General features: G+C 56.1%; 8 protein-coding genes and 1 pseudogene. 4 read left to right on the top strand and 5 right to left on the bottom strand.

Translation table 11 applies throughout. The features are described from left to right. Positions 1-318 precede the first annotated feature (318 nt). The 5 genes from ACIO0C_RS09835 to ACIO0C_RS09815 form a co-directional block, all read right to left on the bottom strand. Positions 319-696 carry a response regulator gene (locus tag ACIO0C_RS09835; protein WP_401310949.1) on the bottom strand — a complete coding sequence of 126 codons (378 nt, stop codon included), beginning with the start codon at positions 694-696 and terminating at the stop codon, positions 319-321. A 78-nt stretch (positions 697-774) separates the two neighbouring features. Then, a complete protein-coding gene (locus ACIO0C_RS09830) occupies positions 775-1,956 on the bottom strand; it encodes an ATP-binding protein (protein WP_401310946.1) in 1,182 nt (393 codons plus the stop codon). After that, on the bottom strand, positions 1,950-2,543 hold the full coding sequence (locus ACIO0C_RS09825) for a chemotaxis protein CheB (RefSeq protein ID WP_401310943.1): 594 nt from the start codon (positions 2,541-2,543) through the stop codon (positions 1,950-1,952). Before ACIO0C_RS09825 ends, ACIO0C_RS09830 begins: the two co-directional genes overlap by 7 nt. After that, positions 2,540-3,373: a CheR family methyltransferase gene (locus tag ACIO0C_RS09820; protein WP_401310940.1), complete on the bottom strand. Its 834-nt coding sequence runs from the start codon at positions 3,371-3,373 to the stop codon at positions 2,540-2,542. Before ACIO0C_RS09820 ends, ACIO0C_RS09825 begins: the two co-directional genes overlap by 4 nt. After that, a complete protein-coding gene (locus tag ACIO0C_RS09815) occupies positions 3,374-6,862 on the bottom strand; it encodes a response regulator (protein ID WP_401310937.1) in 3,489 nt (1,162 codons plus the stop codon). It abuts the gene before it with no gap. Between the two features lie 241 nt (positions 6,863-7,103). On the opposite strand from ACIO0C_RS09815, the gene ACIO0C_RS09810 reads away from it, so the two are divergent. The 4 genes and pseudogenes from ACIO0C_RS09810 to ACIO0C_RS09795 form a co-directional block, all read left to right on the top strand. Beyond that, positions 7,104-7,463: a response regulator gene (locus ACIO0C_RS09810; RefSeq protein ID WP_401310934.1), complete on the top strand. Its 360-nt coding sequence runs from the start codon at positions 7,104-7,106 to the stop codon at positions 7,461-7,463. 251 nt (positions 7,464-7,714) lie between these two features. Continuing rightward, positions 7,715-10,672, top strand: a complete 2,958-nt coding sequence (locus tag ACIO0C_RS09805; protein WP_401310931.1) for a hypothetical protein — start codon at positions 7,715-7,717, stop codon at positions 10,670-10,672. Positions 10,673-10,921: 249 nt separating this feature from the next. Next, complete coding sequence (locus tag ACIO0C_RS09800; RefSeq protein WP_401310928.1) at positions 10,922-12,217, top strand: glycosyltransferase; 1,296 nt, start codon at positions 10,922-10,924, stop codon at positions 12,215-12,217. Positions 12,218-12,353: 136 nt separating this feature from the next. Then, a pseudogene (locus ACIO0C_RS09795) lies at positions 12,354-12,770 on the top strand (cupin domain-containing protein); the annotation flags it as partial. Between the last annotated feature and the right edge of the window lie 102 nt (positions 12,771-12,872).

The raw sequence follows: 12,872 nt of genomic DNA, 5'->3' as shown, positions 1-12,872 counted from the left end.
AGGCGTACTCATGGGCGCCAAAAGCTTCGCTGGCAAGCCAGCTCCTACAAGGGGCCAGTTCTATCTGTAGGAGCCGGCTTGCCGGCGAAGACGTCCTCATGGGCGCCAAAAGCTTCGCTGGCAAGCCAGCTCCTACAAGGGGCCAGTTCAATCTGTAGGAGCCGGCTTGCCGGCGAAGGCGTACTCATGGGCGCCAAAAGCTTCGCTGGCAAGCCAGCTCCTACAAGGGGCCAGTTCAATCTGTAGGAGCCGGCTTGCCGGCGAAGACGTCCTCATGGGCGCCAAAAGCTTCGCTGGCAAGCCAGCTCCTACAAGGGGTCAGGACAGCATTTCCTGCATCAGTTCCTGCAACTTTTCCAGATCGAATGGCTTGTCCAGAATCGGTGCCTTGCGGGTGATCGGGCTGTCCGTTTCGCGGATTTCCTGAGCGTAGCCACTGATGAAAATCACCTTGAGCTCGGGCCGCAGTTTCACCGCGGGCTCGGCGATCTGCACGCCGGAGATCCCGCCGGGCAGTCGGAAGTCGGTGATCATCATGTCCAGGTGGGGTTTGCTGGCGAGAATCTCGAAGGCCTGCTCGCCGTTTTCGGCCTGCAGCACCCGGTAGCCCTCGCCCGACAGGTAGGCCGACAGCACCATCAGGATCGAGGGGTCGTCCTCGACGACGAGGACTACATCTTGTGCATCTTCACTCATGGGAAGCCTTTGTTCGGTCAATAGCTGCTGAATACGACCCCGGGGTCGATCAGAGGTTGCGTTTATCGCACTGTTTTCCTACAGCGGCAGACAAACGCGAAACAGGGCGCCTTCGCCAATCCGGCTCTCGACGGTAATGGTACCGCCATGGGCGGCAACTATCTGTTCGGAAATAAACAACCCCAAGCCCAGCCCGGCGGCGACATGGTTGGCCGAGACGCGCTCGAATTGCTGGAATATCCGTTGCTGGTTCTCTTCACTGATGCCAATTCCGTAATCACGGACTTCCACCCGCGCTTCATTGTTCTCACTGTACACCTTCAGCGAGATCGGGCTCTTGGCGCCGTAACGCAGGGCGTTGGTCAGCAGGTTGGAAATCACCTGTTCAATGCGAAATTCGTCCCAATCGCCCATCACCGGTTGCTCGGCATCCAGGCTGACCGACGCCTCGGCGGCTTCGATCTGTTGGGCAAAATTGTGCAGTAAACCGCGAACCAGCGCCGCCAGATCAAAGTGTGTCGGGCGGATCGACAACTTGCCGGTACGAATGCGTGACACATCGAGCATGTCTTCGATCAGGCGGATCAGGCTTTTGATCTGCCGTTCGTCGCGATCGACCATGGCGTGCATCTTGTCCAGGGTGAAGGCGGCGGCGTTGTCCCGGGCCAGGTGCATCTTGCGCAACTGGGTTTCAAGAATCAAACCGTTGAGCGGCGTGCGTACTTCATGGGCAACGATGGACATGAAGTCATCGCGCATGCGCACCGCCTGCTCCAGCTCAAGCTGGGTACTGCGCAACTGCTTGAGCAGCGCTTCCTGCTCCCGGCGACTCTGCTCCAGCGCTTGGACCTGCTGCTTCATGGCCTTGCTCTGGCGATAGAGGTCGACGAAGACATTGACCTTGCTCTTGACCGCCTGGATATCCAGGGGCTTGTGCAGGAAATCGACGGCGCCGCTTTCGTACCCTTTGAACGCGTAGTTCAGTTCGCGACCGGCGGCGCTGACGAACACGATCGGGATGTTCCTGGTCTTTTCCGTGCCACGCATCAACTCGGCCAGCTCGAAGCCATTCATGCCGGGCATCTGCACGTCGAGGATGGCCATGGCGAATTCGTGCTGCAACAACAACGACAAGGCTTCGTCAGCCGACAGTGCCTTGTAGACGATGCGATCTTCGCGCTTGATCAGCGCTTCAAGTGCCAATAGGTTTTCTGGCAGATCGTCGACGATCAGCAGTTTGGCCTGGATATTACTTAGCATGCGATTCGTTCCAGCTCGACAAGCAAGCGGCCGATGCCGCGTATGGGGAGTATGTGATCGGGTTGCAGAATATCCAGCGCCGCCTGGGGCATGGTCGCGACCTGGGCGTCGTCCGGGTCCTGGACGATGGTCAGCCCGCCACGCCGCATGACCTGAGACATGCCCTTGGCGCCATCCGGGTTGGCACCGGTCAGCAACACCGCAGCCAGGTGCGGGCCGTAGGCATCGGCGGCGGATTCGAACAGGTAATCGATGGCCGGCCGCGAGTGATGCACACGGTCCTCCAGGCTCAGGGAAAAGCTGCGGTCCTGCTCAACCGACAAGTGATACCCAGGCGTGGCGAAATACAGGGTTCCGGCTTGCACCGGGGTCTTGTCCATGGCCTCCAGGACCGGCAGCGACACACGCCGGGCGAAGACTTCCGCCAAGTGGCTGCGCCGCTCGTCCGGCAGGTGCAGGACCACGATGATCGGCAATCCGAACCCCACACGCAGGGGACCTAGGATGTTGAGCAGCGCCTCAACTCCGCCAGCCGATGCGCCGATCACAATCGCTTCTATGGAAGGTAAACCCGTTGCGCTGTTCATGATTTGCGGTAGATCCGTTCTTGTTTGACCAACGGCGTGAACTGGTTGCCGAAGGCTGAAAAATCCGGGGTTTCCTTGCTGCCCAGCACCAGGAAGCCGCGGTGGCAAAGCGACTCATGAAACAATCCGAAGGCACGATCCTGGAGCTTTTTATTGAAATAAATCAATACATTACGGCATGAAATTAATTGAGTTTCTGAAAATACGCTGTCCGTTGCCAGGCTGTGATCGGCAAAAGTGACGTTTTCGCACAGCGACTTGTCGAAAATCGCGTACCCATAGGCTGCCGTGTAGTAGTCGGCAAAGGAGCACTTGCCCCCGGCCTGCTGGTAGTTTGAAGTGTAGGCGCGGACATTCTCCATGGAGAAAATCCCCTGCTTGGCTTTTTCCAGCGAACGCGGATTGATATCGGTGGCGTAGATAATGGTGCGCTCGAGCAGGCCTTCTTCACGCAGCAGGATGGCCATCGAATAGACTTCTTCACCGGTGCTGCACCCCGCGATCCAGATCTTGATCGACGGGTAGGTCTTGAGCAACGGCACCACCTCGCGGCGGATAGCCAGGAAGTGTGAGGGGTCGCGAAACATTTCACTGACCGGAATCGTCAGCAATTGCAGCAACTGCATGAACGCCGTCGGGTCGTGCAGGACCTTTTCCTGCAACGCCGAGATGGTGTTGCACTCGAACTGGCTCAAGGCATGCGTCACCCGGCGCTTGATCGATGCACCGGAGTAATCGCGAAAATCGTAGCTGTACTTGAGGTAGATCGCCTCGATCAACAAGCGCAATTCGATTTCGCTGCTTCGCTCCCCTGAATAATCGCTCTGCACTTAAATACGTTCCATCTTCGGTAACCACACGCGAATCAGCGAGAACAGGCGATCGAGGTCGATGGGCTTGGCCAGGTAATCGTTGGCGCCGGCCTGCAGGCAGCGCTCCTGATCGTCCTTCATGGCCTTGGCCGTCACCGCGATGATCGGCAGTTTGCGCCAGCGCGCCTCCTTGCGGATCAAGGTGGTGGCTGCGAAACCATCCATTTCCGGCATCATCACGTCCATCAACACCAGATCGATGTCTTCGAATTCATTCAATCGCTCGATCGCTTCACGTCCGTTACGGCCAATGACCACGACCGCGCCCTTTTGCTCCAGCGCACTGGTGAGGGCGAAGATGTTGCGCACGTCGTCGTCCACCAGCAGCACCTTGCGCCCCTCGAACACCTTGTCGCGGCTGCGGGCGGTCTTGAGCATCTTCTGCCGGTCATGGGACAACCGCGATTCGACTTTGTGCAGAAAAAGTGTCACTTCGTCCAGCAGGCGCTCGGGAGAGCGCGCGCCCTTGATGATGATCGAGCGCGAATACCGGTGCAGTTCGGCCTCTTCGTCCCGGGTCAGGTTGCGCCCGGTATAGACGATCACCGGCGGAAACGAGCAGATGTCTTCGGTGGACATGCGCTTGAGCAGGTCGTTGCCAAGCATGTCCGGCAGCTTGAGGTCGATGATCATGCAATCGAACACGGTGGTGCGCAGCAAGGCCAGGGCGTCCTGCGCCAGGCCAACGGCGGTGATCTCTATGTCATCATCGCCGATCAGCCGGGAAATGCTCTCGCGCTGCAAGTCGTCGTCCTCGACCAGCAACACGCGCTTGACCTTCTGGGTCAGCTTGGCTTCAAGGCGCGCGAACACGTCCTTGAGCTCTTCGCGGGTGGTCGGCTTGACCGCATAACCGATGGCCCCCATGTGCATGGCCGCTTCGACCCGGTCTTCGACCGAAATCACATGCACCGGAATATGCCGGGTCTCGGCGTGTTCCTTCAGGCGTTGCAGCACCGTCAGCCCAGAGTGATCCGGCAGGCGCATGTCCAGCAGGATGGCGTCGGGAATGAACTGCCTGGCCAGGTCGTAGCCTTCGTCGGCACCGTGGGCCACCAGGCACTGGTAACCCAGTTCATGGGCGAGGTCATAGAGGATGTGCGCAAAATTCGGCTCGTCCTCCACCACCAGGATACACCGCGCGGTGAAAGGTGCCTTGAGGCGGTCATCGGCGAACCGCGCACTCTCCTGGACCACCGCTGGCGCAATCGCGCTGGGCGTGGCCTGGGTTGGCGTGAGGGCCGGCAAGGCGCGCAACGGCGCCACTGGCTCGTCGCCCGGCTCGACGTATTGCTGCGGCAGGACCAGGCTGAATCGGCTGCCCTGCCCCGGCGTGCTGGCCACATTGATCGAGCCGCCGAGCAGCGCGGCCAGGTCGCGGGAAATCGACAGGCCCAGCCCGGTGCCGCCGTAACGACGATTGGTGGTGCCGTCGGCCTGGCGAAAGGCTTCGAAAATGCTTTCCTGTTGATCGTCGGCAATACCGATCCCCGAATCGCTGACGATAAAGGCAATGCCGTCATTCGGCGCCGCCGTCACGGTCAGGGCGACCTGGCCTTTCTCGGTGAACTTCACGGCGTTGGACAGCAGGTTCTTGATGATCTGCTCCACGCGCTGGCGATCGGTGTACATCATGGTTGGCGCACCGTCCTGCAACTCGACCTGGAAGTCCAGCTGCTTGTCCGCCGCCAATGGCTGGAACATCCCGCGCAAGCCGTCCACCAGGCGCGCCACACTGGTGTTTTCCGGGCGTATCTCCAGTTTGCCGGCTTCGACCTTGGAAATATCGAGAATGTCGTTGATCAGGTTGAGCAGGTCGTTGCCGGCCGAATAGATCGACTCGGCGAACTTGACCTGTTCGGCACTCAGGTTTTCCTGCGGGTTTTCCGCCAGTAGCTTGGCCAGGATCAGCGAGCTGTTCAACGGCGTGCGCAGCTCGTGGGACATGTTGGCGAGGAATTCGGACTTGTATTTGCTCGAACGTTGCAATTCTTCAGCGCGTTCTTCGAGCTGGGCTTGGGCCTGATTGAGCTCGATGTTCTTCAGGTCCATGGCATCGCGTTGTTTGGCCAGTACCTGGGTCTGTTCGGCGAGTTGTTCGTTGGTCTGTTCCAGCTCGACCTGCTGGGTTTCCAGGTGTGCCTGGGATTCCTTGAGCACCCTTGATTGTTCTTCAAGCTCTTCGTTGGCGGTCTTGAGCTCTTCCTGCTGCACCTGCAGCTCTTCGTTGAGTTGCTGGGTTTCGGCGAGCACTTCCTGCAAACGCTGGCGATAACGCGCCGCCTCGATGGAGGTACCGATATTGCCGGCAATGAGTTCCAGCAAATCGATATCACGGTCGGTCAGCGGGCGCAGGAAACCCAGCTCGATGACGCCATTGACCCGCTCGTCGTCGCTGGTCGGCACCACCAGCACGCTGCGCGGCAAACCTTCGCCCAGACCGGAACTGACCTTGAAATAGTCGCCGGGCACATCGTCCAGGCGAATCAGCCGGGCCTGTTGCGCCACTTGGCCGACAATGCCTTCGTCACTGTAGATCTGCTGCTCACGCTCCTGCTGCTCGCGGGAAAGCCCGTAGGACGCCACGCGGCGCAGGCCGCCGTGCTCTTCGCGCACATAAATGGCCGCCACGGCAGTGCCCAGGTACTGCGCGCAGAACTGCAGGATGTTGCGCCCCAGCAAGTTGAGCGACAGTTGCCCCAACACTTGCTCGGCCAGTTGGGTCTGGCCATTGCGCAGCCAGGCCTGTTGCTCCAGCCGCTGGGCACTGGCCTGTTGCGCCGCCAGGGTCCCTGCGTACCTTTGCGACAGGTTGACCAGGTCGCGGCGGCCGATGTACGCCAGCAACCCGCTGATACCGGCAATGAACAACAGATAAAGGGTGATGCTCCAGATCGTGGTGCGTCGCACTTCCTCGTTACGCGTGGCGCGCAACTGCTGCTCCATGTCGATCACGTCTTCGTACTGCTTGCGGATCTCATCGGTCAGGCGCTTGCCTTTGCCGGCCCTGACCGCCCCACGGTAGTCACCGTTGCTGCGCTGCAACTCGATCATCGATTGCGCGTAACCGGCCCACTCCTGCTGCAGGGATTCGAGCCTGTGCAAGCGGTCGGTCTGGACCGGGTTGTCGGCGGTCAGTTCGAGCAAGGTCCTGAGCACGACCGCGATGCGTGGCTTGGCCGTTTCATAGGGTTCGAGAAATTTATCATCGCTGGTGAGCAGGTAACCGCGCATGCCGGTTTCCAGGTCGACCGTCAGCTTGACCGCCTCATTGGCGTTATTGATCACCCGGTCGGTGTGCTCGACCCACTGGATCGTCGACAGCAAGTAAGTGATCAGCGCTACGAAGAAAACCGCACTGATGGCACCGACGCCCAGCGGCAGGCCGATGTTGCGGCTCAGGAGCTTGCGAAATCGCTGCTCATCAACCGAAGACTCAGAGGTCATAGTCAAGCCTTGTTGAACGGATGAAACCAAGGAGTTTGCCCCAAAACTGATGCACTGATCGAATTTTCTCACAGGGTTGGCCGCAAAATGCACTACGCAGCGGTTATCCTTTGCCCATACGCGTGCCGCCCCTTCTTTTTATAGCCTATGGGGAACTTGTAGGGACCCGTCACTTACTCATGCAAGAGAGCCGGCGATTCTGAACGGCGAAAAACCCACCCACCCTTCAGAGAACACCATCATGAGCGCCAACGCCCCCTCCCTCCTCGTCGTCGAAGACGATGCCATCGTGCGCATGTTGATTATCGACGTACTCGAGGAATTGGAGTTCAAGGTCCTGGAGGCGGATGGCAGTGAAAAGGCGCTGGAGTTCCTCAAGGACCAAGGCCAGCGCATTGACCTGATGATGACCGATGTCGGGCTGCCGATCATGGACGGCCGGGAACTGGCCAACGAGGCGCGCAAACTGCGTCCCACCCTGCCAATCCTGTTCGCCAGCGGTTATGCCGAAAACATCGAAGTGCCCGAAGGCATGCATCTTATTGGCAAACCGTTTTCCATCGATCAGTTGCGGGACAAGGTCAAGGGCATCCTTGGCTGATCCACTTGCAATCCTGCGCAAATGAATATCCGCTTAGCGTTGATAACTTTGCTATAGCCGGCCAGACACCTGGCCGCTTTAACATCCAGCACCTCAAGGAAACAAAAAGCACAACATACCCTCTGGCCATCTTTATGTCGCCAGCCCTACTCTGCATCGAAAATTTCATAGGCATCAATCACAACCAACAGCCACCTTTTATTTCATAAACCCGCGCAGACCTGCGCAATCATCAGAAAAAGGATTTATTGATGAACACCCTTAGATATGATTATCGAAAAATATCAACATTCGACAACCTTGAGTCCGACATTCGCGCCTTGCTGGCGTTCAACAAAGCAGAGAAAAAATTCATCACCGAGTCACTGGAAGAATATGTAAACAATCTCCCCGACGCCAATGCCGAATTCAAACTTTCAAACTTGCTTATCCCCACCACCCCTGACAGCTCGCTAGAACTGGCTCATCGAGCGGGGCAAGCCAAGTTCAATGAACTGTTGAAGAGCGACGAATTCCTAAGCCTGGAAGAATTATCCAGCCTGCCCGAACGCACCACATACGTGTGTAATTCAAACAAAGAGCTACATATCATAGTCGATGGCACGCCCATGCATATTGACGACCTTCTGAAGGAGAATGAAACCCTCAATCAACACCTGGACGAGCTCAGCGAATACGCGAACAACGCCGGTGGTTTCATATACAGCTGCGACCAGATCAACGTTGAACAGTGGATCAGATTTTATGGGCACCCCATGCCATCTACGGCTCAGCAGCTTGCAAACCTCATGGATTTCTTCAAGAAAGAACGTCCTGCATTATCAGGAACAGGAAAGTATTACGACATCCTTAAAGACCCGGAAATTTCCCCGACCGCATTGACTCTTGTCCAGCGCGAAAAAATCAAAAACACGACGACAACGTTTGGGCTAAGCGATACGGGCCAATTACTGAATAGGTTGGTCGAGCAAAACACCTACTCACAGGTCGATCTGAAGAACGACCCAGCTCAATTCATCAACGATTTCATGGAAGGCATGATCGGTTCAAATCTCGCGCAGGACTGCCTTGAAGCGTTGGAGTGGTACGGAACAGACTCGGATGACTCACCTTGCCATGAGGATCTACGACAGCTCCTCATGGCAGCTATCGTAGTGAACATCGATCCGAACATAGGTGAGATTGAAAGCAAAGGTCGTGTACTGGGCTACGCACTTTACCAACCGGCAAACGCGGATCTGCACCCTGCGCAAATTTTACTGAATCTGGAAAAACATATTGTCGCCAACGGCATCATTGACGCCAAAGCAGCTCCCTTGGCGGTGCATATTCTTGTAGCTGATGAGGCGCCTGAATACCTTGTAAAAGAAATTCCGGAGAGTATGACAATCAGCTCGCCTGCGTGGGTCGTGCACAGCTTTGCTGTCGCAAAGATCGAAACCATTGCCCCGGGGTCATCACGTGCGATGACCTACGAACAAGTACAGTGTTACGCGGACTTAGGGCCATTCGACCAGCAACTTGAGCAACTCTTCGGGCTAGACATTATAACGCACATGCTTAACTGGGGCGCCGTCAATGGGCTGATCCCCTACAGCCCTGAAGGCGAATACACCACTGATAACTTCTACACCACCGAAACTCACTACAATCAATATACAGAAGCCTTGGAACAATGCAGCAATGCGTTTAACACGCCACTTCCGACGCGCGAAGAAGTCGCCTTGACCGAGCTTAAAAGAGCCATTCCGGATGGTGGCTACTTTACCAACAAACATTTCGGACACACGGAACTGCCAAGAAACAAAGCAATATCGATTCATGAGTTATACATGTCCGGCGATTTGATGCATCAGGGCTGGACCGGGACAGACATATCTGCAAATATCTACACCCTTGGATATAATGACGGAATGCCATGGGCCAGCCCCCACGTCTACAAACTTCGAAATGTTCAAGTATTATACGCCCACTTATTCAGCGACTATTATGAAAAAATACAGCAAGGTACAGTCACCGCACTAAAGCTCGCCCTGTCAAAAATGCCTGAAACAGATCGAATTCGACTGGAGTATGGCGTTCTCAGCTTTTACACAGTCCGCGAAAAATTTTCTGATCATGCAACGAAAGAGACACAACGACTGAGGGATAAATACAGGGGGCGCTATGGTGTCATCATATGCGCAGAGCACGACGCTCAGAAATATTACTACGAACTGTTTACGCTGCGAGCCGAGTGCTTCAGCCGCCAGGACCTGGGCGATATTTTCCTGACCACCTCGATTGAATATTTCGACCCCAGCCTTTGGGCTGATAAAGACCAGATGCAATGGCAGGCGCAAGCCCTTGATTGGCCCTTGGACATTGACGCGTACCTGAAGGGGACGGCGCCCGTCAGGGGCGTCACCCATAAACTGGTCGTCGAAAAACTATGGCAATCAAATGAAGCCCCACCGGGTTCCCCCAGCACCAGAAGTCAACTTGAAACCTTCTTCTCCCAAAGAACCAACAAAACTGTAAGAACTTTACTTGAACATTTCCCGCCGGCCACCTACGAAGAACTTTACGATACCGGTTATGGTGTAGCGCCCCTTGAGGCTGCCAGGCAGAACACCAAAGAAAATATTGACCTGGTTCTTAATTTAATTATCCCGTTCAAGGGCTGCATCGAAGATCTGACGTCGGGTGATCCTGACCGCGAGGCATCCGGAGTTGTTGGATGCGCACTCGACGCGCTGGCGGTTGTGGGCGCTGCAGCGGGCGTCGCGTCAAAATTTGCGAGCGTCGCCTTGAAATCCGGGAGTCTTCTTTCGAAATCCGTGAAACTGGTCAGACTCAGTGGCAGTTTTGCATTGAGCTTGGTCAACCCGCTGGATAATGTGTCAAGCCTCATGAAAAAAGGCGGAAATCTCACTAAAAACGGCGTGTTACTCATCACTGGACAAGGCGTCAATACCTCCGAAAAAGCCACCCGACAAATTCGCTCCATAAGCGGAACGCTCGATGCGCTTAACGCAGTAAAGTCCTTGAACATTGCGGATGTGAAAATTGCACGTCTGGAAGGTATTGGTGAACTGTTTCAGGCAACGGATGTATTGATCTGCAAACAAGCGAACGATTGGTATCAACTCTCGCTGAACTCCAATTTGGCGCGAGGGGGCAAGATAACAAATTACAAGGAGATAAGCGGAATTATTCAACTCGCGTGATTTGCAACAGGAGTGGGTGCCTACGGGCGGCGCGAATCAACCTGGCGCACAACAACTTGACGTAGGCCCTTTGTTGAACCTCGCCTCCGGTCATGCGCCAGCGATTCCCGGCAAATACCCGCCGGTATACTTCAAGGACCGCTGCCGCAGGGCGACCCGCGGCGGCGGGGTTTCACTCAGTATCGTCCCACCTGTGGTTTAATTGCGCCCTCTCGATTTCTACCCGATAACCTGCCCGAAGGAACAACAATGACCCTGCCCCACGCAACCAAAATCCTGGTCATTGGTTACGTCTGGCCCGAGCCTCGCTCTTCGGCAGCCAGTGGGCATATGCTGCAAATTCTCGAGACGTTCTTGCAGCAGGGGTGGGACATTACGTTCAGCAGCCCCGCCGGTACCGGAGAGCATCGGGCTGACCTGACAACCCTGGGTATTCGTGAAGTACCGATCGAATTGAACAACAGCAGTTTCGACGACTTCGTCCGCGAACTGGCTCCAGATATGGTGCTGTTCGATCAGTTCATGATGGAGGAACAGTTTGGCTGGCGTGTAGAGAAGCACTGTCCTGACGCGTTGCGGGTGCTTGAAACCTCGGATTTGCAAAGCTTGCGGCACGCTAGGCATCAGCGACTCAAGGACCGTTTGAAGGCCAGTGACGACAACAATGATTTCAACGAACTGTTCGCCATCGCGTTGCGCGAAGAATTCGAATTGATGGCTGATACCGACCTGGCGAAACGTGAAATTGCCGCGCTGTATCGTTGCGATTTGAACCTGATGATCTCTGAAGTGGAAATCGAGTTACTGGTCGAACAGTTCAACATGCCGCGCAACTTGCTGCACTGGTGTCCGCTGATGGTCGAACCGCCCTGCGTGCCGCCGGCCGCGTTTGAAGATCGTGCACACTTTATCAGCATCGGTAATTTTCGACATGCACCGAACTGGGATGCGGTGCTTTGGATGAAAACGACCATCTGGCCGTTGATCCGCGAACGACTGCCCAATGCCCAATTGCATATCTACGGTGCCTACACGCCACCTAAAGCCACGGCCCTGCACAATGCGGCGCAAGGTTTTCATGTCATGAACTGGGCAGAGGATGCATTGCAGGTCATGTCGGCGGCACGGGTTTGCCTGGCACCTTTGCGATTTGGTGCGGGCATCAAAGGCAAAATTGTCGATGCCATGCTCTGTGGAACGCCCTGTGTCACCACACCGATAGGTGCCGAAGCCATGTACGGCGAACACCCGTGGCCGGGCGACATCGCCCAAACAGCACAAGCGTTCGCCCATAGTGCGGTTCAGCTCTACAAGGATGAATCATGCTGGAAAGACGCCCAGGCTTTTGGACAGACGCTCCTGAGCGATCGTTATCAACGATCGATACATGGCCAGGCACTGATAGAAAAACTACTGTATTGCCAGCGCAACTTGTTGCAACTTAGGAGGGATAACTTCACCGGCAGCATGTTACGCCACCACCACAATAAAAGTACCCAATATATGGCGCAGTGGATTGAAGCAAAAAACCGAAACCCACTGTAAGCACTCGCACCCAAGCGGTCTACGTCCCTGCTTTACATGCTCGGGCACCAGCGGGACGGCGGAGCGTTGCAAGCTGGCATTGCAGGCCTGGAAAGAGGCATGATCAAGGTGCAATGACAATAAAAAGTGCGCTGACATGACCCGAACCGCCAAAGTCACCGATCCTTCCTATGAACTGATGGACGACCATAACGGGCTGTCCATCATCTATCGCCAGCACGGCTTCCCCTGCCCCCTGGTACGCTGGCATTTTCACAAGGAATACGAACTGCACCTGATCGTCGCCAGTTCAGGCAAGGTATTCATTGGCGACTACATCGGCAATTTCTATCCGCAAACCCTGTTTCTCACGGGCCCCAACCTGCCACACAACTGGATCAGCCAGGTGGCCGAAGATGAGGTGGTGCCCAAGCGCGACATGCTGGTCAACTTCACCGACGAGCTGTTCGACAGCGGTTACCAGGTGTTCGCCGAACTCAGGAGCCTGGCGCCGCTGCTGGAACGCGCGCAGTACGGTATCGAGTTTCGCTGTAAACACACGATCGGCAAGGCGATGGACCGTATCCGCTCCATGAACCCCACATTCCAAGCCGCCATCTGATGCCCGAAGCTATGCTCCCGACTTCTCTACTTGTGGCACAAAATTGCCAAAATT

The organism is Pseudomonas sp. NPDC087336 (assembly GCF_044744285.1).
Taxonomy (GTDB): domain Bacteria; phylum Pseudomonadota; class Gammaproteobacteria; order Pseudomonadales; family Pseudomonadaceae; genus Aquipseudomonas.
The sequence above is the reverse complement of the archived record's forward strand: the minus strand, read 5'-3'. Positions and strand labels throughout refer to the sequence as shown.